The sequence below is a fragment of the Streptomyces sp. NPDC012474 genome (assembly GCF_042955185.1).
In the GTDB taxonomy this organism is placed as follows: domain Bacteria; phylum Actinomycetota; class Actinomycetes; order Streptomycetales; family Streptomycetaceae; genus Streptomyces; species Streptomyces cahuitamycinicus.
Map to the genome: position 1 here is coordinate 15267 of NZ_JBIBEP010000004.1, position 22303 is coordinate 37569.

At 68.9% G+C, this 22303-nt stretch carries 22 protein-coding genes and 3 pseudogenes; 15 read left to right on the forward strand and 10 right to left on the reverse strand.

The genetic code is table 11. The annotated features are described in order from the left end of the window. Nucleotides 1-283: 283 nt before the first annotated feature. The 4 genes and pseudogenes from ACFY9S_RS10830 to ACFY9S_RS10845 form a co-directional block, all read left to right on the forward strand. Complete coding sequence (locus tag ACFY9S_RS10830; RefSeq protein ID WP_391126580.1) at nucleotides 284-925, forward strand: PAS domain-containing protein; 642 nt, start codon at nucleotides 284-286, stop codon at nucleotides 923-925. 41 nt (nucleotides 926-966) lie between these two features. Further along, a complete protein-coding gene (locus tag ACFY9S_RS10835) occupies nucleotides 967-1941 on the forward strand; it encodes an ornithine cyclodeaminase family protein (RefSeq protein WP_391125574.1) in 975 nt (324 codons plus the stop codon). Further along, nucleotides 1938-3116 (forward strand): alanine racemase, encoded by a 1179-nt coding sequence (locus tag ACFY9S_RS10840; protein ID WP_391125577.1) that lies wholly within the window; start codon nucleotides 1938-1940, stop codon nucleotides 3114-3116. The genes ACFY9S_RS10835 and ACFY9S_RS10840 overlap by 4 nt, the downstream gene beginning before the upstream one ends. A 74-nt stretch (nucleotides 3117-3190) precedes the next feature. Further along, a pseudogene (locus ACFY9S_RS10845) lies at nucleotides 3191-3817 on the forward strand (MBL fold metallo-hydrolase); the annotation flags it as partial. Here ACFY9S_RS10845 and ACFY9S_RS10850 read toward each other — a convergent pair. The 3 genes and pseudogenes from ACFY9S_RS10850 to ACFY9S_RS10860 form a co-directional block, all read right to left on the reverse strand. Further along, the gene (locus tag ACFY9S_RS10850; protein WP_391125580.1) at nucleotides 3736-4047 is read right to left on the reverse strand and encodes a cytosine permease; all 312 of its coding nucleotides are present in this window, start codon (nucleotides 4045-4047) and stop codon (nucleotides 3736-3738) included. The pseudogene ACFY9S_RS10845 and the gene ACFY9S_RS10850 overlap by 82 nt on opposite strands. A gap of 64 nt (nucleotides 4048-4111) precedes the next feature. Further along, nucleotides 4112-4243 (reverse strand): annotated as a pseudogene (locus ACFY9S_RS10855) (hypothetical protein); the annotation flags it as partial. 25 nt (nucleotides 4244-4268) lie between these two features. Next, nucleotides 4269-4995: pseudogene (locus ACFY9S_RS10860) on the reverse strand (type IV secretion protein Rhs); the annotation flags it as partial. Between the two features lie 122 nt (nucleotides 4996-5117). Here ACFY9S_RS10860 and ACFY9S_RS10865 point away from each other — a divergent pair. Continuing rightward, nucleotides 5118-5732, forward strand: coding sequence for an AAA family ATPase (locus tag ACFY9S_RS10865; RefSeq protein WP_391125583.1), 615 nt, complete (start codon nucleotides 5118-5120; stop codon nucleotides 5730-5732). 634 nt (nucleotides 5733-6366) lie between these two features. Here the strand turns inward: ACFY9S_RS10865 and ACFY9S_RS10870 are convergent. Next, complete coding sequence (locus ACFY9S_RS10870) at nucleotides 6367-7497, reverse strand: site-2 protease family protein (RefSeq protein ID WP_391125586.1); 1131 nt, start codon at nucleotides 7495-7497, stop codon at nucleotides 6367-6369. Continuing rightward, the gene (locus tag ACFY9S_RS10875) at nucleotides 7494-8027 is read right to left on the reverse strand and encodes a hypothetical protein (RefSeq protein WP_391125589.1); all 534 of its coding nucleotides are present in this window, start codon (nucleotides 8025-8027) and stop codon (nucleotides 7494-7496) included. Before ACFY9S_RS10875 ends, ACFY9S_RS10870 begins: the two co-directional genes overlap by 4 nt. Nucleotides 8028-8567: 540 nt before the next feature. Here ACFY9S_RS10875 and ACFY9S_RS10880 point away from each other — a divergent pair. From ACFY9S_RS10880 to ACFY9S_RS10900, 5 genes are all read left to right on the forward strand, one after another. Continuing rightward, complete coding sequence (locus tag ACFY9S_RS10880; protein ID WP_391125592.1) at nucleotides 8568-9755, forward strand: helix-turn-helix domain-containing protein; 1188 nt, start codon at nucleotides 8568-8570, stop codon at nucleotides 9753-9755. 33 nt (nucleotides 9756-9788) lie between these two features. Continuing rightward, a complete protein-coding gene (locus ACFY9S_RS10885; RefSeq protein WP_391125595.1) occupies nucleotides 9789-11630 on the forward strand; it encodes a glycoside hydrolase family 15 protein in 1842 nt (613 codons plus the stop codon). A gap of 168 nt (nucleotides 11631-11798) precedes the next feature. Beyond that, complete coding sequence (locus tag ACFY9S_RS10890; protein ID WP_391125598.1) at nucleotides 11799-12845, forward strand: TerC/Alx family metal homeostasis membrane protein; 1047 nt, start codon at nucleotides 11799-11801, stop codon at nucleotides 12843-12845. 788 nt (nucleotides 12846-13633) lie between these two features. Beyond that, nucleotides 13634-13972: a hypothetical protein gene (locus ACFY9S_RS10895; protein ID WP_391125601.1), complete on the forward strand. Its 339-nt coding sequence runs from the start codon at nucleotides 13634-13636 to the stop codon at nucleotides 13970-13972. Beyond that, complete coding sequence (locus ACFY9S_RS10900; RefSeq protein WP_391125604.1) at nucleotides 13969-14886, forward strand: AEC family transporter; 918 nt, start codon at nucleotides 13969-13971, stop codon at nucleotides 14884-14886. Before ACFY9S_RS10895 ends, ACFY9S_RS10900 begins: the two co-directional genes overlap by 4 nt. Nucleotides 14887-14894: 8 nt before the next feature. Here the strand turns inward: ACFY9S_RS10900 and ACFY9S_RS10905 are convergent, their stop codons facing one another. The 4 genes from ACFY9S_RS10905 to ACFY9S_RS10920 form a co-directional block, all read right to left on the reverse strand. Beyond that, on the reverse strand, nucleotides 14895-15428 hold the full coding sequence (locus tag ACFY9S_RS10905; RefSeq protein WP_391125607.1) for a CGNR zinc finger domain-containing protein: 534 nt from the start codon (nucleotides 15426-15428) through the stop codon (nucleotides 14895-14897). Between the two features lie 127 nt (nucleotides 15429-15555). After that, nucleotides 15556-16017, reverse strand: a complete 462-nt coding sequence (locus tag ACFY9S_RS10910) for a MarR family transcriptional regulator (RefSeq protein WP_391125610.1) — start codon at nucleotides 16015-16017, stop codon at nucleotides 15556-15558. Nucleotides 16018-16180: 163 nt separating this feature from the next. Continuing rightward, a complete protein-coding gene (locus ACFY9S_RS10915) occupies nucleotides 16181-16402 on the reverse strand; it encodes a hypothetical protein (protein WP_391125613.1) in 222 nt (73 codons plus the stop codon). 4 nt (nucleotides 16403-16406) lie between these two features. Then, nucleotides 16407-16592 carry a hypothetical protein gene (locus tag ACFY9S_RS10920; protein ID WP_391125616.1) on the reverse strand — a complete coding sequence of 62 codons (186 nt, stop codon included), beginning with the start codon at nucleotides 16590-16592 and terminating at the stop codon, nucleotides 16407-16409. 180 nt (nucleotides 16593-16772) lie between these two features. Here ACFY9S_RS10920 and ACFY9S_RS10925 point away from each other — a divergent pair, with 180 nt between their 5' ends. The 3 genes from ACFY9S_RS10925 to ACFY9S_RS10935 all read left to right on the forward strand — a co-directional run bounded on the left by ACFY9S_RS10925 (nucleotide 16773) and on the right by ACFY9S_RS10935 (nucleotide 18511). Then, a complete protein-coding gene (locus ACFY9S_RS10925; protein WP_391125619.1) occupies nucleotides 16773-17153 on the forward strand; it encodes a VOC family protein in 381 nt (126 codons plus the stop codon). Nucleotides 17154-17287: 134 nt separating this feature from the next. Then, a complete protein-coding gene (locus tag ACFY9S_RS10930; protein ID WP_391125621.1) occupies nucleotides 17288-18070 on the forward strand; it encodes an MBL fold metallo-hydrolase in 783 nt (260 codons plus the stop codon). A gap of 15 nt (nucleotides 18071-18085) precedes the next feature. After that, entirely contained in the window at nucleotides 18086-18511 is a 426-nt protein-coding gene (locus ACFY9S_RS10935; protein WP_391125624.1) for a TIGR03618 family F420-dependent PPOX class oxidoreductase, read from the forward strand. Nucleotides 18512-18597: 86 nt separating this feature from the next. On the opposite strand, the gene ACFY9S_RS10940 is transcribed toward ACFY9S_RS10935, so the two are convergent. Further along, on the reverse strand, nucleotides 18598-19041 hold the full coding sequence (locus ACFY9S_RS10940; RefSeq protein ID WP_391125628.1) for a MarR family transcriptional regulator: 444 nt from the start codon (nucleotides 19039-19041) through the stop codon (nucleotides 18598-18600). A gap of 203 nt (nucleotides 19042-19244) precedes the next feature. On the opposite strand from ACFY9S_RS10940, the gene ACFY9S_RS10945 reads away from it, so the two are divergent. Together ACFY9S_RS10945 and ACFY9S_RS10950 are read left to right on the forward strand one after the other, a co-directional pair. After that, nucleotides 19245-20465, forward strand: coding sequence for a metallophosphoesterase (locus ACFY9S_RS10945; RefSeq protein WP_391125631.1), 1221 nt, complete (start codon nucleotides 19245-19247; stop codon nucleotides 20463-20465). A gap of 558 nt (nucleotides 20466-21023) precedes the next feature. Then, entirely contained in the window at nucleotides 21024-22286 is a 1263-nt protein-coding gene (locus tag ACFY9S_RS10950) for an ATP-grasp domain-containing protein (protein ID WP_391125634.1), read from the forward strand. The last annotated feature ends 17 nt before the right edge of the window (nucleotides 22287-22303 follow it).

The window sequence follows — 22303 nt, forward strand, 5'->3', positions numbered from 1 at the left end:
GCCGTTCCCTCAGCTCATCCTGGTCTGCGCCACGGAGTGTCCGTGGGAGTCCGGCCCGGTCGAGGATCCTCCAGGTAGCGATGCGTGAACGTGGCCGTCGGCGGGTGGCTCTGTGACAGCGCCCTGATGCTCACCGCCCCGCCGACTGAAGGACTGCTGGACAATCATCGGGAGGATTTCTAGACTTATTATCTAGACATGGAATGAGAATCTAGTTCAGGTTGAGGATGGGGGCCTTGTGGCACGCGTTGTCGATGGTGTGGAGAGGGACGAACGCGAGGACATCGTCACCTCGGCCTCGGCTGAGGCGGACGAGCACCTCATCCGTGAGGCCGAGACGATCGCTGTTGCGCTGGGCCGCATGTTCCCGGGCCTGTGCGAGGTCGTTCTGCACGACCTGCGGGATCCGCAGCACGCGATCCGAGTGATCGAGAACAACCTCTCGGGCCGCGAGGTCGGGGACTCCGTCACCGAGCTGGGCCTGGCCCGTATCGAGGACTCCGGCTACCCCAGCGTGATCCAGAACTACCCCAACCAGTTCCCCGACGGCCGTCCGGTGAAGAGCACGTCCATCGGGATCAAGAACTCCGCCGGCGAGTACATCGCGGCTCTCTGCCTGAACCTCGACGTGTCGGTGCTGTCGCCGGTGACGCTCGCGTTGTCGAACCTCGTGGCCACGGACACCGAGCACCGCGAGCAGCCGCTGGAGACCCTGCGGGACCGCAACGCGCGCGAGCTGCGCCAGGCGATGGAGGAACTGGCCGCGGAGCGCGGAGCGACTCCCCGGTCGCTGGGGCGGGAGGACAAGAAGGCACTGGTGCGGCAGCTGCACCAGGACGGCTATTTCGACTCGCGTGATGCCGCACAGGCCATCGCGGACCTGCTCGGCGTGTCCCGGGCGACCGTCTACAACTACGCCAAGTGAAGGGGCATTTCGTGAACGCCGCAGGATCGACCACTGGCCCCGTGCCCGCTTCCTCGACCGGCTCCGGCCCGTCACCGGCCGCGCACCTTCTGCTGCACATCACCGAGGAGCGGACCGCCGCGCTCGTGGACGAGGATCTGGCCTTGGAAGCAGCCCGCGCCGCCTTCGTCGCGACGGTGGACGGCCCGGTCTTTCCCAGTCTCGCCGTGCACGGGTCCGACCCACGCAACCAGTTCACCCTCAAGCCGTCCGCGTCCGCGACCCACGCCGGGGTGAAGAGCGGTACCTACTGGCCGGGCAACACGGAGCACGGGCTGCCGCGCCACCACTCCACCCTGCTGCTGTTGGACCAGACGATCGGCAGGATCGCGGCCGTCCTGGAGGTCGGCACCGCGAACGCCTACCGGACCGCCGCGGCCGACGCCCTCGCCGTCGACCTGCTGGCCCGCGCCGGCACCACCACACTGGCCGTCTTCGGCACCGGCCACCAGGCCGCCTACGAGGTGGCGGCCGTCAGCCGCGTCCGGCCCGTCGGTGAGGTCCTGGTTGTGGGACGCACCGCCGAGCGTGCCGAGCGGATGGCCGCGGCACTGGCAGCCCAGGGGCATACCGCCCGGAGCGTGGGCGCCGAGGAAGCCTGTGCCCGGGCCGATGTGATCGTCACCGCCACGACCGCCCGGGCCGACACTCCGCCGCTGTTCGAGGCTGCGTGGGTCCGCCCCGGTACGCACGTCTCCTGCATGGGCGCCGACGCCCCCGGCAAGCGGGAACTCCCGCCCGAACTGTTCGCCCGCGCCCGTGTCTTCTGTGACCTGCCCGAGCAGGCCCGCCGTATGGGCGAAAGCCAGCACGCCCCGGCCCAGACGGTCCTCATCCCGCTCGGCGAGGTCCTCACCCAACGCGCCACGGGACGCACCGACGACAGCGACATCACGGTCTTCGACAGCTCCGGAATCGGCGCGCAGGACCTGTATCTGGGCCTGGCCCTCCTGAAGAAGATGGACATCTCCCTGTGAACAACCCCGCACCCGCCACCAGCCCCAGCGCCGCCCGGACACTTGCCGATCCCGACACCCCGTTCGCCGTCGTCGACGTCCACAAGATGCGGCGCAACATCGAACGACTGGCAACCAGGGCCGACCGGCTCGGGGTCGCCCTGCGCCCTCACGTGAAGACGGCCAAGAGCCTCGACGTCGCCGCCCTCCTGCACCGCGGCACTCCCTGTCCCGTCACCGTCTCCACCCTCGCCGAGGCCGAGGCGTTCGCCGACGGCGGCTACACCGACATCACCTACGCCGTCGGCATCGACCCCCACAAACTCCCGCGCGTCCTCAAGCTGCTGCGCCGCGGCGTCACCCTGCGCATCCTGCTGGACAGCACCGAGCAGGCGGAGTTCGTCGCCCAAGCCTCCCGCGAGGCCGGCCTTCCCGTCCCCGCCCAGATCGAGATCGACTGCGACGGCCACCGCGGCGGCCTCAAGCCCGACGTACCCAAGCTCGTCGAGATCGGCCACATCCTGCATGACGCGGGCTGTCTGGACGGCGTGCTGACCCATGCGGGCGAGTCGTACTTCGCCTACACCGGCGAGGAACAGCGCCTGGCAGCGAAGAACGAACGCGACACCGCCGTCGTCGCGGCAGAGCGGCTGCGCGCTGCCGGTCTGCCCGTGACCACCGTCAGCGTCGGCTCCACCCCCACCGCCCACGCGGCCGAGGAGCTCACCGGCGTCACCGAACTGCGTGCCGGCAACTACGTCTTCTTCGACCTGGTGATGGCCGGCATCGGCGTCTGCCGCATCGAGGACATCGCCCTCGCGGTCGTCGTCACCGTCATCGGCCACCGCCCCGAATACGGCTGGATCGTCACCGACGGCGGCTGGATGGCCATGTCCCGCGACCGCGGCACCGCCGTCCAGGCGCAGGACCAGGGCTATGGCCTGGTCACCGACCTGGACGGCACTCTCATCCCGGACCTGGTCATGACAGCCGCAAGCCAGGAACACGGCACCCTCACCACCCGCGACGGCGCCCGCCTTCCCGACCTGCCCGTCGGCACCCGCCTGCGCATCCTGCCCAACCACGCCTGCGCCACCGCCGCCCAGCACCAGGGCTACCACGTCATCGACAGCACCCGAACCACGAACACCACACCGGCCATCCAGGACATCTGGCAGCGCGTCACCGGCTGGTGACCAGCAAGTACACCGGACCAGCCGCCCCGTCAGCGGATGTGGAGCAGGGCCTTGTCCGGATGTGCGGCGTGCACGTACTTCAGCACATCCAGCACTCCTACGAGGGCAAGCTCAAGGCGTGGGAGGCCGTCGGCCCGAACCTGCCCACCCGCCTGGCCGACCTCACCCCGCTGACCGGCGATCTCACCCTCCAAGGCCACCGCTTCGAGCTCAAGGGCGGCCCGGCGGGCCTGCCCGACCGCCACTACCTGTGGCAGGCCGAGCACCGCGCCCTCCTCGGCGGCGTCCTGCTCTTCCAGCAGGAGCACGTCTGGGTCGCGGACACCCCCACCCCGGAGATCCGTACTGCCTGGATCAAGCTGCTTGACGAGATGGCCGCCCTCAACCCGAAGCTGGTCGTGCCCGGTCACCGCCTGCCCAACACTCCCGCGGACTCCTCCGCCATCACCGCCACCCGCGAGTACCTGCTCACTTTCGGGGAGGAACTGGCCAAGGCCGCGGACGCCGCCGCGCTGAGGCCACCCGGCGTCTCGACTGTACGCTGCCCGGTGAAAGGGGCGCCTGACAGGCATCATCCCAGTTCAGGCGCCCGACTCGGGATGCCGGAACAACCCGGCTCCTATGCCTGCGTCGCTTCCGGCGCTTCCGTTGCCGCCGTCCTCGCGGCGAGCCGGCTCCTGCCCCCGCTCAACGCGAAGTAGAGCACACCGGCCACGGCGACGCCGATGAACCGGGAGTACGGACCCAGCTTCGCCCCGTACCCGGACGGGCCATAAACGGGAAGGATGCTGGAGAAGACGGAGCCCACCGCGATGGCCGCGAACGCCCGGATGTTCCAGCCGCCCTTGAATCGGAACTCCCCGTGCTCGTCGTACAGCGCGGACACGTTCAGCTGTGTCTTCCTGATGAGGTAGTAGTCGACGACGATCACGCCTACCGACGTCGCGCTGGCGCGTGGGGTCTGGTGATGGCACGTCGCACGTACTCGACTGATCTCACTGACGCCCTGCTCGTGGGTTGCCCTCGGTGAGCCATCCGGCGACGCTGCCGAGGGCGTAGTGGTAGTGGGACATACTGGCCCGGTCCTTACCGTCGTGGCCGTCACAGGTCTCCCACACGGTCGTCGCTCCGTGCTCGGCGCTGTCCTGCCCGACTCCTGATCCGACGAAGCGAGTCTCGTCGGCGCCGCGCGAGGGGCGGGCCGATGGGAATGGTTGGCGGACGTACCTGCTCGCGGTTGTTCCGCCGTCCTTCGCGCAGGCCGGTGTCCGGGTCCCTGTCGTCGTAGGAGAGGCGCAGGGTCATGTGGCCGTGCGTGCCGCCCTCGGCGACGCAGCGGTCCTGGTCGTCGTACTCGTACGTGTAGCCGCGGTTGTTCGTGTCCGTCCAGGAGGTGATGCGGCCGCACTCGTCGTAGGCGAAACGGATAGGTCGGCCTGAGGAGTTGATGACTCGGTGAGGTGACCGTCCGTGTAGGCGTAACCCTTCAGCTCCTCGCCCGTGGCCGCGAGCTGGAGGGCCGTCACGCGGCTCGCCTCCGTGGTGACACGGACGTGGTAGCCGCCGCTGGAGATCACGGCCAGCGGGGTGCCCTCGGCGTCGTACTCGAACGTGATCCAGTTGCCGTTGCGGTCGTCGATCTGTTCCAGGACCGCCAGGTCGTCGGTGCGGTCGGCGAAATGCCGGACGCGGTGGGTGGTGGGGTCGGTGACCGTGTAGCCGCCCTCCTCGCGCTCCAGGGGCCGGCGCGGGCCGTGCGTGGGGGGGTGGGCAAGCCCGGTGCCGGGTGCGGGTAGACGAGGAGTACGCCGTCCTCGGTGACGAGGACGACGCCCTCGGAGTCGATTTCCAGACGCTGGTCGAGCGTGGAAGACCAGGTTCAAGTCGTCGAGTCCGCCCAGGCCGCTGGCGCGCGATCACCGGCGCCCACCTGGTGCCCCTTGTCCGTGCGGAAGCCGAATTCGAAAGCGGTGTGCTGGTCGAACGTGGCACGGTGGCGGCATGAACCCGCCGCCCCTGTCTCGGACGTCCCCTCACCGCGGACAAGTAATTGTCCTGACCGGGCCCCCCGGAGCAGGAAAGAGCACCGTGGCGCGACTGCTGGCAGATCACCTGACTCCCAGCGTCCACCTGCACAGCGACGATTTTTGGCGCTATATCAAGCAGGGCTGGATCGCGCCCTACCTGCCCGAAGCACACGAGCAGAACCAAGTAGTCCTGCAGGTATTGGTCTCAGCAGCGTTCGGCTACACCGAGGGCGGATACCACGTGATCTGCGACGGCATCGTCGGGCCCTGGTTCATCGACCTCTTCCGCGTGACGGCACGGGAGCGGGCCCTGCCGCTGAGCTACGTCATCCTTCGGCCGGACCAACACACCACACTGGAACGGGCAACGAGCCGGGCCGACGACGCTCTGACCGACCCCGAGCCGATTCGCTCACTGCACGGCCAGTTCAGCAACCTGGGTCTCTATGAGGCCCACGTCCTGGATTCCACCGCCCTGACCGCTGAGGCAACCGCCGACAGCATCCTGCAAGGCGTCGAGAGGGGCTCCTACCTCCTCAACCCGAGCGACAGCACCACCGATGCGAACGACTCGATCCACAACTCTTGACAATGGCTCCGTTGATCGCCTGCCCATCGTTCCGGAAGCAACTCGACGTAGTCCTCACCGCTCAACGGAGAAGGAACGTGGCCGCACGACTCCAGCAGCATCGCGTACCTCTCATTCGGTGAGAAGGCCCGCTCCGGCGCGTCGGGATCTCGCGGGCGTCATGGGGCAGGATCGGCCGCTGCCGCCCGGTGCTGGACGAGTGCGATCCGCATCAGACCGTCCCCACGTCTTCCCCCACCGCCCGTGTGAAGTCCTCGTGCCCGGCCGGGGCCCCGGAGGGCACTCTCGCCTCGTCCGTGTGCGTGGAACCTTCCAGCGCCGTCCAGCGCACTGTCGCCCAGACGGATAGCCACTCGATGCCCGTGTGGGCGACCGGTCCTCCGCGTCCTCGACGAGTACGGCCGAGAATTCACGTCTGCTCTGCCCGCTGCCGCCCGGCGGACTCTCCTATGGCATCCGCCGCTGCCGGGCCCGCGAGCAGGCCCCCCGGCCGGTGCGACCACCCGCGAGGCGCGCAACACCCACGCTTCGACGATGTCACTGCGCCGCCGCAGCGGATTCCGCCGCCACCGCCACCACCGCACCCTTCCACTGTGACGCTCCCATCGACCGACACCCCAACCCCTGCGGACCGTTACCCACTTTCCGTGCCGCGGAGCGCCCGGCGCCGGACGATCCGGGAGATGTCGTCCGCAGTGATGATGCCCGCCAGGTTCTGCCCCTCGATGACGAGGATGGGCAGGGCGCGGCCCGGGGAAAGCTTTTCGAGCACGTCGTGCAGCAGGTCGTCCGGCGCACAGGTTGTACAGCGTGTCCAGGGAGTCGCCACGTCGCGCACACGGAGCGTCTCCCGTTGTGCCGCGGGAATCCTCGCGAGCCTCGGGAGGTGGACCAGACCGCTGGGGCGCCCTTCGAAGTCGATCAGGGCCAGTGCGGAGTGGCGGGTCCGCACGGCCACGTCATCGACGCAGCGTTGCACGGTCAGCCAGTCCTGGCACGTCTCGACGGGACTTGTCATGGCATCCGCCGCTCGCATGTCGCGCAGGGCAGGAGCGAGCCTCGCACGCTGGTGTTCCGCGCCGGCGACGATCACGATGAAGAAGCCGATGACCGTCAGCCACAGCCCACTCAGGGCGCCACGCAGGACGACGATCCACCCGAGGCCGATCAGCCCGACGCCGAGGACCTGACCGGCTCGTGCGGCCGCTCTCTCGGCCCGGTCCTGGTCCCCGGTACGCCACCACGTCAGCGCCTGCACCACCCGTCCTCCGTCGAGCGGGGCGGCGGGCAGCAGGTTGAACACGGCGAGGACGAGGTTCACCCAGCCGAGCCAGAGCAGGACGGCTGCGGGCACGGCTGTCCCGGACAAGGTCTCCAGACCGATGCCCGACCCGAGCGCCAGCGCACCGGCGAGCAGGCTGGTGAGCGGCCCGCTGACGGCTATCCAGAAAGTCGAGCCGGCCGAGTGGGGCCTGCCCATCTGGGTCATGCCGCCCAGGGCCCACAGGGTGATGCTCTGGACGGGGATGCCTTTCTTACGGGCCGTGATCGCGTGGGCGGCCTCATGGGCCAGCAGGCTCACAAGGAGCAGCAGGGCCCCGGCCAGGCCCGCGACGGTGTAGGTGGCGTTCGACTGGTCCGGAATCATGGCCGGGAGGGTCTGGCTGCCCAGGCTGTAACCGAAAAGCACCACGAGCAGGGGCACTGTCCAGTGGATGCGCAGTGGCACCCCGAGAACGCGGCCCATCCGTACCGAGTTGTTCATGACCTTCTCCTGCGGACCGGGGCAGGCGGCCCTACGCCGGAACCGATGCGCCGCGGTGTCCACGGGTCGGCACCTGCACGGTTTCCGTCTGCTGCCGGTGTCATTCGAGGGGGTGGATGCCGGTGGGAGTCGCTCTCCTGGTCATGGGCGGATCGCTTTCGCTGGGGAGGTGTCCTCGACCGGCCCCGTAGCCCTCTGCCATGCGTGTGAACGGCTACGGCCGAAGCACGGCTGTTCAGTGGTCCCTGATCGTCGTCGGTCGAGACTGACCGGTTGAAGACCGCCGTGAGGATCAGACCCGCCACCAGCACGACGGCGAACACCACGATGGCCTTCCAGCGCCAGTCGAGGCGTAGGTCGTCGACTTCATGGGCGTCTGCCTCGTCGTGGGCGTCTGCGTCCTCAAGGGCGTCCCTAGGGGTCTGGGCGTCGGGAAACTGATGGTTCAGCGCGTCCATCAGCCCGACCAGCTCGGGGTCGTCCTGGGAGAGGCGGCGCTCCATCTCTGCCAGGATGCGCCGGTCGTCCATCGAGGGGTTCATACCGATCACCTGTGTTCGGGGGACGTTGACCCGGTCGCGGAGTGGGTTGCCGCTCTGGCCCTGAGGTACGGGCACCGCTCGGCGCGGCCTCGGAGCTCCGGAGCATGTCGATCGCGGGCAGAATTTCCATGGGCAGGGAGTAGGTGAGGGCGGAATTTCGCTCGGTGGGGATTTCGGCCATGGTCGACAGGACCCGCAGGTGCGTGGCGGCGGCGTGGCCCTCGGTCCGTTCCGCGACGTCCGCCAGGGTCCGGGCAGCCTCGAACTCGCCCTTGGCTGGATGAGCTTGGCCCGTCGGTCATGCTCCGGTGCAGGGCAGCCCGACGCCGCCAGGAGGATCTGGGTGATCCTCCTGGCCGACGAGAGGAGGCTGCTTGGGTACACAGCGCGATACCCCCGGTCGCAGGGTTCTCCACCGGCGCGTCACTCACGGATTACCCGGGCGGATCGGCTGGACGCCTGCCGAGCAGGCACAAAGATGGCCGTCTCGACGCCTCACTCTTTGCCGGCCTTCGGCAAAATGGGAGCATGCCGACCGGAAAGCGTCTCCAAGCCCCGGGTCCGGTGGCACCGTCTGCCACGGTTCCCGTCCGGGGTGCCGCGGCCGTCGAGGGAAGGGAACTCGCGGCGGCGGCGATGGAACGCCACCTGAACCAGCTCGTGGGCGCCTCCCTCGACAGACGGCGACTGCCCCACGAGGACCTTGAGCAGCTACGGCAGCTCGCCGCCACGGCGGCCGGCCGCGGAACAGCCCTGCGCTTGCTGGTCGCTGAGTACCTCACCTCCACCCACCAGGTCTGGACGGACCTGTCAGGCACGGGGCGAGCTCTGGAGCTCGAAGAGCTGAGGGAGGTCGGTTCGGCTCTGATCAGGGCGATCGGCGAGGCGACCGTGGCACTGACCGAGGGCTACGAAACCGCGCATCGTGCGGCCATCCGAGGAGAGGAGGCGATGCGGCGGGAGTTCGTCGACGACCTCCTCGACGGCCGAACCGACCTGGGCCGCCTCGCCGAGCGGGCCGAGCGCTTCGGGCTTCGGCTGGTCGGGCCGCACAGCGTGGCCGTCGCCCGGGCGGGCAAGCCGTTCGGTGCGGGAGACGACACCACGCGCTACGTCGAGGGGGCCCTGGCTGCCCGGTTCACCATGCAGGACGTGCTGATCACCACCAAAGACAGTCTGCTCGTGTGCGTATCGCCCGGCGCGGTGCAGGAGGTTCCTGACTTCTTCGCCACCGCGGTGCGCAGTACTGTCGACGAGCCCTGCCGCATCGCCGTCAGCCGCCCGCGGCCCGGTCCCAGTGGCATCGTCCGCTCGTACCAGGAGGCGCGCAGCACCCTCGACCTCGCCGCCCAGCTCGGTCTGGCCGCCCCGCGTGTGGACGCCTCTGACCTGCTGGTTTTCCAGGTTCTCGGCAGGGACCGCGCTGCCATCACCGACCTGGTGGCCACCGTCCTCGGCGGCCTGGAGGAGGCACGAGGCGGGCCCCGGGCACTCCTGGAAACCCTGGACGCGTATTTCGCCAGTGGCTGCCTGAACACGACCACGGCACGCCGGCTGGGTGTGAGCGTGCGCACCGTCACCTACCGGCTCACCCGTATCCGGCAACTCACGGGCCACGACCCCACCGACCCCGGCCAGCGATACATCCTGCAGACCGCCGCGCTCGGCGCCCACCTCCTGGACTGGCCCTTCCGCCCACTGCAACCCTCGGAGTGATCCGGCCCGCCTTCGATGGGTACTGGGTAACGCATGAACGAGTGGTCGCCGGCACCGTCGGCGGACTACCTGCCGATCAAGGACCACGGCCTGATCGGCGACGGCCGCGCGTGCGCCTTGGTGGGCCGCGACGGCACCGTCAGTTTCATGTGCCTGCCCCGCTTCGACGCTCCGCCCCTGTTCTGCTCGCTGCTCGACCGCCGCCGTGGCGGGTCCTTCCTGCTGGCGCCGGACGGGCTACGGCTCAGCCGCCAGCACTACGTGGAGGACACCGGCGTCCTCGTGACAGAGCTGAGGGCGGACACCGGCATCGTCGAGGTCACCGACGCGTTCCTCCTCCAGCCAGGTGCCCGGCTCGAGGTAAGCACCCCGGTCGGCGCAGGGGAACTGCTCCGGCACGCGCGTGTCACGCAGGGCTCTGTCGATCTGAGGATGGCGTTGCGGCCACGCGGCGAAACCCGGGCCGAGCGCCAGGCAGCCGGTTGGCAACTGACCTGCCCCCAGCAGTCCGTGAAGCTCCACCTGACCACGTCCCGGCCCCTGCCCGGCCCCGAATGCACACTGCACCTCAGCCAGGGCGAAGACCTCTGGGTCCGCCTGCGTTGGAGCGAACCACAGGCTGCCGGCTCCGGACGATCAGTCTCCCAGTGTCTTGACGACACCGTACGAGCGTGGCGCCGCTGGTCGGCCTTCGTGGTGGCCGACACTCCCCGCCCGGACCTGGTGCGCCGCTCAGCCATCACCCTCAAGCTTCTGGACTACGCCGAGAACGGCGCCATCGTCGCCGCCGCGACCTCTTCACTGCCCGAGCACATCGGAGGGGACCGGAACTGGGACTACCGCTACGTGTGGATCCGCGACGCGGCCTACACCGTATTCGCCCTGCGCCGAATCGGCCTGCCCGACGAAGCCGGCGGATTTCTCCACTGGGCGCTGACCGCCGCCTGGCGCGACGGACGGCCGCACGTGCTGTACGACGTGGACGGCCGACCTCCGCATCCGGAGGTGATCGACGCGGAACTGGAGGGTTACCACCGCTCCGCACCCGTACGGTGGGGAAACGCCGCCGCTGAACAGATCCAGCACGACGTCTACGGAGAGCTCCTCGACTGCGCCTTCCAGTGGGCGGCCACCGGCCGGCCTTTGAGCGCCGACTTGTGGTACCGCCTGTCCGGCCTTGCCGAGCATGCCCGCACCGCATGGCGGACACCAGATCACGGCATTTGGGAAGTACGTACCCGGGCGCGCCCCTTCACGTATTCCGCTGCGATGTGCCAGGTCGCCCTGGACCGGGCCGCCCGCCTTGCCACCCGCCTGCACTTGCCGGGCAATGCCGCCACGTGGGCTGCGGAGGCCGATCGCCTCGCCGGGCGGATCATCCACGACGCCTGGGACGAGCGCGCGCAAGCCTTCACCGAGCACCTCGGTGCGACAGGTGCGCTGGACGCCTCGCTCCTCGCCCTCCCGCTCCGACGCGTCCTTCCCGCCGATCACCCCCGCATGATCGCCACAACGCAGGCGACCGCCCAACGCCTCGGTGCGGGTGACGGCCTGCTCTACCGCTACCTGCCGCAGGAGTCCCCCGACGGACTGGACCAGCCGGAGGGCGCTTTCCTGCTGTGCAGCTTCTGGCTCGTGGACAATCTCGCAGGCCAAGGCCGCACAGACGAAGCCGCGGAACTGTTCGAGAAGCTGTGCTCCTACGCCAGCCCGCTCGGCCTGCTCGCCGAGCAGATCGACCCCCGCGACCACTCCTTCCGCGGCAACTTCCCCCAAGCACTCAGCCACGTCGGGCTGCTGTCCAGCGCCGTCGTCCTCGCCCGCGCAGAGCGCGGTATGCGCCCGGAGCTCTCCACGCACGCATGGTTTCGGTGAACGCGGCACGAGCGGCCACCGCTGGTGGCCTCCTGAGCAGGCCCGTGGTGGTCAGCGCAGAGCCGTTCCACTCATCGCCCGTGCGCCCGCACCGGGGAGACAGCCCTCGTCGCATGGCCCAGACTCGTAAGAAGACTGCCGGTCAATGACGCTGGAGAGGTCGGAACCGTGCATGACGTGCCGCTGTGGATGTGGGTGGCGTTCGCCGTCACCGTGCTGGTGTCGTTGGCGGTCGATCTCCTCGCGCACCGGCGGGAACACGTCATCGGTTTCCGCGAGGCCGCCGCCTGGAGCGGTGTCTGGGTGGGCTTGGCGATCGTCTTCGGTGGTGTGGTGTTCGCGGTCGTCGGCACGAGCGCCGGAGTCGAGTACACGACCGCATGGCTCCTGGAGAAGAGCCTGTCGGTCGACAACCTCTTCGTCTTCGCCTTGATCTTCGGTTACTTCAAGGTGCCGCGCGCCTACCAGCACCGCGTGCTGTTTCTCGGTGTCCTGGGCGCGCTGGTCTTCCGAGGCATCTTCCTCGCCGCCGGTGTGGCGGTGGTCAGCCGCTTCACCGCCGTCCTGTTCCTCTTCGCCGCGATCCTCTTCTACAGCACATACAAGATCTACAAAGAGGAGGACGACAGCTTCGACCCCGGCAAGAGCATCGCCGTGAAGCTGCTTCGCAGGGTCATCCCGGTACGGGACGAGTACGCGGGGGCTCACTTCTTCGTCAAGGAGGCCGGGAAACGGGTCGCTACGCCGCTGCTCGCCGTCGTGGCCGCGATCGAAGCCGCCGACCTCGTCTTCGCCGTCGACAGCGTGCCCGCCGTCCTGGCCGTCAGCAGTGACGCCTTCATCGTCTACACCAGTAACGCCTTCGCCATCCTCGGACTGCGCGCACTGTACTTCATGCTCGCCGGGCTGCTCGACCGCTTCCACTACCTCAGCAAGGGCCTGGCGCTCATCCTCGCCTTCATCGGGATCAAGCTCATCCTCCAGGCGTCCCACGAAACGATCAGTACCGCCGTGCCGGAGATTCCCTCACTCGTCAGCCTCGCCGTCATCGTCGCCGTTCTCGCCGCTTCCGTCGGGCTGAGCATGGCTCGGCCCTTGCCGTCCAGCCCCACTGACGCCATGCCGGCCTCCGCTCCCGCCGAGGAGGCCTCTCGTGCAGCCGACCGGGATCCATCGGGCAATCACCACGGTGCTGCCGAGCCACCCGACAACTGAGAGCCAAAGCAACCACCAAGAGATGGCAAATATGACGTAAAGTTGGGTTATGGGTATAAGCGAGCAGAGGAAGACAACCGCGTCGTCCGGGTATGTCTGCCGGTCGTGCAAAGAGCCCGTAGTCGCCGTTGTCAAACGTCACAAGACCATGGGCGTCTTCGTTCCCGTGTGGACCGCAGGCCCGTGCCGCAACCCACTGTGTGTGGAGTACGTGCCCGAGCCGGAGTTGATCAACTCAGCACGCAGGGCACCCGGTTCCAGCTGACAGGCCGGGACGGGCGACAGCGTGCGTCCTGACGGGCGGGGAACATACGCGCAGCTGTCTCAGCACGTCAGCCGGACCCGGCGAGGACGGTGGCAACGTGGACAGGCCGGGGGTGCCTGAGCTGACGCCGAGCGCATACGGGCTGCGTGAAGGATCCGGCCACGCTCCACGGCGACCAACCTCGGCTTGAGTGCCGGCGAATCCGCTGTCCGGCCATAAGCGAGACCGGCCCGCTCACCGCCGGCGACCCTGCGGGTCTGTAATCGTTGAAATGCCTGATGGCGTTACATCAGTCTGGTCGGCATGAACGGTACGACGCTCAGCCCACGGATCTCTCAACCACCCTGCCCGACCAGCAATGAAGCAATGTCCCATCAGCAGCACCCCAGCGCCGGTCGTCCTGCGACGCCGACCGGTGCCACGGGAGACGTTCGGTCGGCCGAGCCGGAGCCGTCGTCGGCCCGGGCGCGTGCACGCAACTCGCCGCGAGCCGTCGGCCGGTCGTGGGTGAGGGGGCTGACCGTTGTCTAGTGCCCCCATCTCGCCTGCCGGTTCGCCGATCCTGGAAATGGCCCGCCGGGCAGCCGAATACCGTGCCACCGGCCGTCGCATCATCGAGCTCACGCTCGGTGAGCCTGACTTCGCCCCACCCGTGCACGCCGTTGGGGTGCCCTTGATCGTTCCCTGCTCGACCGAGTCAGGGTTCAGGCTCTCCCCTGGCGTGCCGGCAGCGGCCATGACCGATCGCACCCGCTGGGTCGTGCACAACGCTCCTGGAAATACGTCGGGCGCCACCTGCGGCCACGATCTCGAAGAGGGCTGCCGCATCATCGTCGCCACGCTGGACGGACTCTCAGCGTGATCGCACTGACGGTGAAAGCGCTCGTGCCGATCGTCCTGCTCATCGCCCTGGGGTACGCGCTCAGGCGATCAATGATCACAGACGAAGGTTTCTGGTCCGCGGCCGAGCGCCTCGGCTACCGCGTCCTGCTGCCGGCCCTGTTTCTGCACAGTCTCGCGACCGCTGACACCGACGATCTGCCGGCCGGGGCTCTGGCAGGAACTCTGATCGTCGCCACGGTGGCAGTGGCCGCGCTGGTCATCGCCTGCAAGCCACTGATGCGGCTGGACGGAGACGCCTTCACCTCGGTCTTTCAAGGCAGCATTCGGTTCAACAACTACATCGGCGTGACCATCGCCGCCGGCCTGTTCGGCGCGAAGGGCGTCGCCTTTGCCGCGGTCTGCAACGCAGTGATCGTGCCCACCGTCAATGTGCTGTGCGTACTGGTCTTCGCCCGGTTCGGGACCGCGCGCCTGCACTTCGCGGGCATCGTCAAACAGCTCGCGACCAACCCGCTCATCCTCGCCTGCGCGGGAGGCGTTCTGCTGCACACACTCGGTCTGAGGCTGCCGCCGGGCATCGAACCGGCACTCCAGGCATTGGGAGCCGCATCGATGCCTCTGGGGCTCCTCTGCATCGGCGCCGCTCTGCGCTTCGGTACGGCACGGTCGTGGGCGGCACCGATCCTCACCTCCTCGTCCGCCAAGTTCGCCCTCATGCCGGCCGCGACGTACCTGGCGGCGCAGCTCTTCGGCCTCGGCTCCCACGCGCTGATCGTCGCAGTACTCTTCCAGGCCCTCCCCACGGCGTCGTCGTCGTACATCATGGCCAGGCAACTCGGGGGCGACGCGCCTCTGATGGCCGGGATCACGGCAACGCAAACACTCCTGGGGACAGCCGCTGTCCCGGTGGCCGTGGCGCTCGTCCAGGCGTAGCGTCATGATCAAAAGTCCTGGCGCCGCTTGTTCCGGTGGCGACGGACCGCATCAGTGTTGGCACAGCGGGAAGAACAGTAGGCACGGCGGCCGTTGCGGCTGGTGTCGACGAATGCGGTCCGGCAAGTGCCCAGCGCGCATACGCCCAGTCGTGCCCCTTCGGCTTCCAGGGCGAAAATGGCCAGACCACCGGCAGTCACGGCCTTCACGCGGCTTGGAAGGTCCTGGGTATCCGGAGCAAAGTGCAAGTGTGGTCGCAGGTCGTCGTGCGTGGTGAGATACACGCTTCCGGCACCGCCTGCGAGCAGGGCGTTGATGTTCTGGCAGCGTTCGGCCTGTGAGGACGCCTCGAAGACCAGCCTCATCAGCTGCGACCAGGCTCTGATGTCCTCGGATGTGGAGCCAGTGACGTGCGGACGACGAATCTGGTGCGCCCGCAGCGTCTCTTCCAGTGTCTCAGGCACCCATGAACCACTCGAATCGAGGTTCACCAGCGCCACGGCCAAATGCACCCCGACCATATTGTCATGCTCAAACTGCACTTGACCATTGCATCACAGAGCCTCCGGAAAGAGCCAGGCGCGCCGGCGCCAGGCACCGTCATCTTCTTCGCGGCCCTGCGGGAGGACCGCCGGCCCCGGGCCTGGCATGGCATGGCATGGCTGTCAGTCATGCGTCCAGTTCGGTGGATGCCTGCCCCCCGTTCGAGGAAAGGGCGGTCCGCAACGAGCTCAGCGTCGCGGCGAACTGCGCCAGCGACTGTTCGGCGACCGCCGAACCGATCTGTCTGTCCGGCTCCGCTTCGAAGACCGTGGCGGCCCTGCTCACCAAGTCCTCTCCGTCGGGAGTCAGTTCGACGATCGCGGAACGCCGGTCGTGCGGGTGGGGACGACGTCGGCAGAACCCGCCCGCCTCGATGCGGTCGACCACCTTGCTGGTGCCGCCGACCGTGATGGCGAACTCCTGCGAGATGTCCTGGATCCGGCACCCAGGGTGGCGAGTGAGGAACCGCATGACCATGAACGAGGTGACGGGAAGGCCGCACTCCGCGCGCAGCCGGGCGTCCAGGATGTTCCAAAGTTCGGTCTCGACCCGCACCAGGTCCTGATGCAGCCGTCCGAGGTCAACCACGGGCACCTTCCGCGGGAGAGCCACTGGAGTGCTTGGACGGCGGCCACACGGTCGAGCCGCTCGTTCATGAGCGCGTTGAACATCTGGGCTTGTTCGATCTGGAGGTTCAGGTCCAGTCAGCCCACCCTTCGGCAAGGCCGGTCTCCATTCGTGTGGCGTGAGCTCAGGACTGTCGCGCGGTCGGCTGAGCCTGTGGTCCGTGGATGTTCTGCCCGGGTTCGGTGAAGTCGTCGTGGTGGACGACCTCGTCGAAACGCAGCCGCAGTCCGTGCTTGTCGAGCAGCGGCGCCACGATCGCGTCCAGCCGCTCGCGGTGGTCCTTGGTCCGAGCCTGGACGTAGGCCTCCTGCACCTCTTCCGGCTCGCGGGCCAGAACCTCGTCCATGCGCTCACGGATGTAGCTCTTGGTCAGGATGCGGACGGTGCCCGGGCAACCCGAACTGCCGGCCGGCGAAGCTCGCGTAGCAGCAGGCGCAGCCCAGCACACAGCCCGTGCAGGGGTTGATGACGTAACCGATCGACGGGATCTTCGACCGCTGGATCAGCGTCTTCGCCTCGATCTCCACTGGCTCCATGAGCTGGCGCTCCTCCCTCCGGCCACCCACTACGGATCGACACGGAACATTCATCCACGGAAGTTGCTTCCATGGAATGTATAGTCTGAGCGCGGCAACTCCGACAGGTGCCCGCCACCCCCCGGCCCGCCCTATACGGAAATTGCTGACATGTCCCGTTTGGCAGCAAAGGAGAGTTCCATGCCCGGTCCTGCATTCAACTCCGTCGCCTGGTTCGAGATCGGCACCGGCCAGCCCGAGGAGGTCAAGGAGTTCTACGGCCAGCTGTTCGACTGGAACTTCCAGCTCAACACCAACACCCCCGGCGTGAACTACCACGCCGTCGTCACGCCGGGCGCGCAGCAGCCCTCCGGTGGCGTGTGGGAGTCGGAGGGGAAGTTCCCCGATTACGCCGTCTTCTACGTCCTCGTCCAGGAGGTCGCCGCCACCGTCCAGCGCGCCGAGGAACTGGGCGGCAAGGTACTCATGCCGCCGGTCACCGACGCCGCGGGCCTCACCTTCGCCCGCCTGGAGGACAGCACGGGACACCACTTCGGTGTCTTCTCCGCACCCGCCCCGTGACACACCCCACGCGCAGCGGGCAACCCCGCCGTGCGTCCTCCCCCGGCGGACCGGCCGTGTGACGACTCCGGGCCGGTCCGCCCCGCGCTCCGGCCCCGGCCGGAAACCCACGCTCCAGCAACCGGAAGGTCCCCATGACCAGCACCAACGGCACAAGCGAGAAGGTCGACGTCCGCGTCTACGGCGGCCCCACCACCGTCATCGAGTACGGCGGCCTCCGGTTCGTCACCGACCCGACGTTCGACCCGCCCGGCGAGTACCCCATGCCCCTGCCCGGCGACCACAAGCTCGTCAAGACCAACCCGTCGCCCGTCACCGCCGCCGACCTCGGCCCCGTCGACGCCGTCCTGCTCTCCCACGACACACACGAGGACAACCTCGACAACGCCGGACGCGCCCTCCTTTCCGAGGTCCCCGTCGTCTTCACGACGGAAAGCGGTGCCGGCCGCCTGGGCGGCACCGCCCACGGCCTCGCCTTCTGGCAGACCGCCGAGCTCAAGCGCCCTGACGGAGGCACCGTCACCCTCACCGGCCTGCCCGCCCGGCACGGCCCCGAGGGATGCGAACCGATCTCCGGCGACGTCATCGGCTTCATGCTCACCTCCGACGACCTGCCCTCGGTCTACGTCAGCGGCGACAACGCCAATCTGGAACACGTCAAGGAGATCGCCGAGAGGTTCGCACCCGTCGACACCGCGATCCTCTTCCTCGGCGGCGCCCGCATGGACTTCGCCTTCGAAGGCGCCCTCCTCACCCTCGACAGCGCCCTGGGCGCCGAGGCCGCCAGGATCCTCGGCGCGCGCCGAGTCGTCCCCGCCCACTACGACAGCTGGGCCCACTTCCAGGAAGGCCGAAGCGAGATCGAGGCCGCCTTCACCAAGGCCGGCCTGACCGACCGCCTCGACTTCGCACGGTAGGCGAAGGACGCACTCATGCAGAAGATGACCGAGACCCAGTGGCGGGCCTTCGTCACGCACGGCACCCGCACCGGCAAGCTGTCGACCGTCCGGGCCAACGGCAGCCCGCACGTCACACCGGTCTGGTTCCTGCTCGACGGAGACGACGTGGTGTTCAACACCGAGAAGGACGGAGTCAAGGGCCGCAACCTGGCCCGAGACGGACGGTTCGGGCTCTGCGTGGACGAGGACCAGCCTCCCTATGCCTTCGTCCTGCTCCAGGGCCGCACCGAGATCTCCGAGGACCCCGACGAGATGCTGCAGTGGGCCGGACGCATCGGCGCCCGCTACATGGGCGAAGAGCGCGCCGAGGGCTACGGCGCCCGGAACGGCGGTCCCGGAAACCTCCTCGTTCGCGCCCGCATCGAGAAGGTCATCGCATTCTCGGGCATCGCGGACTGACCGTCACACCATTCGCCGACGTGACGCTGCCCCATCGGGCCGTAGCGCGATGGGGCAGCTGTGGCGCGGTGGTGAAACGCCACCGGCTACCGAGGTGCGCTCGCCGAACGCCCGGCCGCCCGGAGCACGCTCAGCGTTGCGGCGAACTTCTCCAGGTCCTGTTCAGGGACAACTGAGCCGATCCATCTCTCCAGTTCCACCTCGAAGACCGTCAGGGCCCTGTCCACCAGATGCCGGCCCGTCGGCGTGAGTTCGACGAGCGAAGAGCGCCGGTCCTGCGGATTGGCACGCCGTCGGCAGTAACCGGCAGCCTCGATGCGGTCGACCACCTTGCTCGTCCCACCGACGGTGATCCCGAACTCCGCGGCCATGTCCTGGACCCGGCACTCGGACCGCTGCGCGAGCAGCCTCATCACCTCGAACCACGTGAGTTGGAGGTCGCATTCGGTGCGCAGCCGTGCGTCAACCGCGTTCCACAGCTCGATCTGGAACCGGACCAGGTCCTGGAACACCAGCTTCAGGTCTGCCACAATTCATCTTCCATAGAACATTCTTCCATCGACTAGTTCATGATATCCGTACTCCGGAAGCGTGCGCTCAGGGCGACAGGTCAGTCGCCGCGCCGATCGTCCGTTCCTGCCCATCCTCATGATCTCGGTCTACGCCGGTCCGCCGGGCCCGAGGGCGACCGGATACAGTGCGCGAGACGGCAGCCTGGTCAGGGAGGGGAACCGTGACCGACACCAGCAACACCCGACCCGCCGACAGCGAAGCGCAAGTGCCGCGGCAGAGCCGACTGCACCGCCTGATGCGCTACCTCCCCCTGATCGCCCCCGTCCTGCTGTGGACCGTGCCCTGCTGGGTGCTCCTGCACACCGGCCAGCACTGGCCGCTGCCCGTCACCCTGGCCGGTACCGCCCTGTTCGCCCTCGGCCTCGTCGGTATGCCGCTCGCGATGGCGCGCGGCCACGGACGGCGCCAGCAGGACCGGGCGGCGATCGTCGGTGACACCCTGCTGGGCACCAGCTGGATCCTGTTCACCTGGTCCGTTCTGCTCGGCGTCCTCTTGCGGCTCGCCCTGACCGTGTCCGGCGTCGGCGAGAGCCAGGACCGGGCCCGGATCGTCACTTGGGCCGTCCTCGGCACAACGGCCGTACTGCTCGCCTGGGGATACGCCGAAGCCCGCCGCGTGCCGCGCGTGCGCCGACTGGACGTTCACCTCCCACGGCTGGGTGCCGGGTTGGACGGCACCCGCGTCGTCCTCATCACCGACACCCACTACGGCCCCGTCGACCGCGCCCGCTGGTCGGCACGGGTCTGCGAGACGGTGAACACTCTGGAAGCCGACCTGGTCTGCCACACCGGCGACATCGCGGACGGCACGGCCGAACGCCGCCGCGCCCAGGCCGCCCCCCTCGGTACGGTGCGGGCCACCCGGGCCCGTGTCTACGTCACCGGCAACCACGAGTACTACAGCGAGGCCCAGGGCTGGGTCGACCTGATGGGCGAGCTGGGCTGGGAGCCCCTGCGCAACCGCCACCTGCTGCTCGAACGCGGCGGCGACACCCTCGTGGTCGCCGGCGTGGATGACGTCACCGCCGAGTCCTCCGGCCTGGCAGGCCACCGCGCCCACCTCTCCGGAGCCTTGGAGGGCGCCGACCCCGACCTGCCCGTGCTGCTCCTGGCACACCAGCCCAAGTTCGTCGACCGTGCGGCAGCCGCCGGCATCGACCTCCAGCTCTCCGGCCACACCCACGGCGGCCAGATCTGGCCCTTCCACCACCTGGTCGGCATCGACCAGCCCGCCCTCGCCGGCCTCAGCCACCACGGCCCCCGCACCCTCCTCTACACCAGCCGTGGCACCGGCTTCTGGGGCCCGCCGTTCCGCGTCTTCGCCCCCAGCGAGATCACGCTGCTCGTGCTCCGCAGCCCGCGCCTGGCCGCATCGCCCTAGCACGGGACGGGCCAGTACATCCGCTTGCAGGTGTTCGAGACCGGCGCCCGCAGGTCCCGTCGTCGGCGCTCCTCGAATACTTCGCGGCCGACCGTCGCGTCGAGCGGCTCACCGGGTACCGACCTCCGCCGGGAAAGAGAGCCGACACCTGCTCACCCCGGACGAGGAGCTGTCCACGCATAGGCCACGGGGACCCGGTGCGCCACGGCGCTGGAAGCCGTGATGCGATCCCGCGACCTGTACCGGGAGGCGGCGGAGTCGGCGTCGGCTGCCCTCGCCGAGCGACCGGCGGTGACGGCACGCACCGTCCGCCCGTGCCGGGGCCGGCCGAGGGAGACGTCTCGCCGCTGGGAGCCTTCACGACGGCGTTCGGTCGCTTCCGGGAGCCAGGCATGCGCTGACGGGGCTCTCGTACCGGAAAATGTGCGGCTCAAGTTCGCTCTCGCAGACAATTTTGCGGTGATCCATTGACCGGGGCCAAGGCGCCCGGATAGAAAGATCACGACCAGGACCGCGATCCGAGTCCGGTCCAACAGCTCTGCCCCGGGGGATTTCGCTTTGCCGCACACAGATGCACTTCGTCCTGCCCGCGTCCTCGTGGTCGAACCCGCCTCCTCCGGAGGCGCCACCCTGATCGGGGTCGCGGCCGAGATGGGACTGCGGGTCGTCGTCGCCACCGCCGACTCCGGCGACCGCCGGCTCTCCGACGCCGTGCGCGCGGCGGCCGACTCGGTGCTGACGGTGGAGACCAACGACCAGGCCGCCCTCGAAACGGCCGCGCTCGAACTGCACCGGGCCGAGCCGTTCGAGGCGGTACTGCCGGGCTCCGACATCTATGTGACGGCGACCGCGCGCGTCGCCGCGGCACTCGACCTGCCCGGCCTGCCCGTGGCGACCGTCGAGCGGGTCCGGGACAAGAGCGTCATGCGCGCCGCCGTGGCGGAGGCCGGGCTGCGCACCCCGCGCTTCGCCCAGGCGACCACCGACGCCGAACTGCGCGCCGCGGCCGAACGGGTCGGCTTCCCCTGCGTGCTGAAGCCGGTCGCCTGCTCGGGCAGCATCCACGTCAGCCGCGCCGACGACCTCGTCCAGCTCACCGCCGCGTTCCAGCGTCTCGTGACCGACCCGGAGCCCGACATGGGCAAGCTGCACGAGCACCGGGTGCTCGTCGAAGAGTACGTGCAGGGCCCCGAGTTCAGCGCCGACGGCTATGTCCTGGAGAGCGGCGAGGTCACCGTCGTCGCCCTCAGCCGCACGCTGCTCGGCCCCGAGCCCGACTTCGTGGAGCTGGGCCACCTCACCCCGGCGCTCGTCGACGACGCCACCCGGAAGAACGTGGAGGCGTACGTCGGCGACGTCGTCCGCGCCGTCGGCATCACCAGCGGCCCCTTCCACTGCGAACTGCGTCTGACCGCCGACGGTCCGGTGCTCATCGAGATCGGCGCCCGGCTGCCGGGCGACCGGATCGTGGAGCTGCTGCGGCTCGTGACCGGCGTCAGCCTGCCCAGGGTGACCGTCGCCCTCGCGCTCGGCGTCGGCCTGGAGGCGGCCGGCGCCTTCGCGCGGCCGCAGGCCGAGAGCGCCGGCATCCGCTTCTTCTCCGCCGCGGGCCGCTCCTCGTACCGGGAACTCACCGGGTGGCCGGAGCTTCAGGCACTGCCGGAAGTCACCGAGACCGCCGTGTACTTCGCACCGGGCGAGACCGTCCCAGGCGTCGAGGACTGCCGCTCGCGCCTCGGCCACGCCCTGTTCACCGCGGACTCGCCGCAGGGCGCCCTGGACCGCTGGCAGGCGCTCGGCGACCTCGTCGTCCCGGCCTGACCCGGCGGTTGGCCACC

Bases quoted from the DNA above. Each gene is read 5' to 3' on its own strand.
- ACFY9S_RS10865 (WP_391125583.1), top strand. From the start codon at position 5,118: ATGAACCCGCCGCCCCTGTCTCGGACGTCCCCTCACCGCGGACAAGTA.
- ACFY9S_RS10870 (WP_391125586.1), bottom strand. From the start codon at position 7,497: ATGAACAACTCGGTACGGATGGGCCGCGTTCTCGGGGTGCCACTGCGC.
- ACFY9S_RS10875 (WP_391125589.1), bottom strand. From the start codon at position 8,027: ATGGACGACCGGCGCATCCTGGCAGAGATGGAGCGCCGCCTCTCCCAG.
- ACFY9S_RS10880 (WP_391125592.1), top strand. From the start codon at position 8,568: ATGCCGACCGGAAAGCGTCTCCAAGCCCCGGGTCCGGTGGCACCGTCT.
- ACFY9S_RS10885 (WP_391125595.1), top strand. From the start codon at position 9,789: ATGAACGAGTGGTCGCCGGCACCGTCGGCGGACTACCTGCCGATCAAG.
- ACFY9S_RS10915 (WP_391125613.1), bottom strand. From the start codon at position 16,402: ATGGACGAGGTTCTGGCCCGCGAGCCGGAAGAGGTGCAGGAGGCCTAC.
- ACFY9S_RS10920 (WP_391125616.1), bottom strand. From the start codon at position 16,592: ATGGAGCCAGTGGAGATCGAGGCGAAGACGCTGATCCAGCGGTCGAAG.
- ACFY9S_RS10925 (WP_391125619.1), top strand. From the start codon at position 16,773: ATGCCCGGTCCTGCATTCAACTCCGTCGCCTGGTTCGAGATCGGCACC.
- ACFY9S_RS10930 (WP_391125621.1), top strand. From the start codon at position 17,288: ATGACCAGCACCAACGGCACAAGCGAGAAGGTCGACGTCCGCGTCTAC.
- ACFY9S_RS10935 (WP_391125624.1), top strand. From the start codon at position 18,086: ATGCAGAAGATGACCGAGACCCAGTGGCGGGCCTTCGTCACGCACGGC.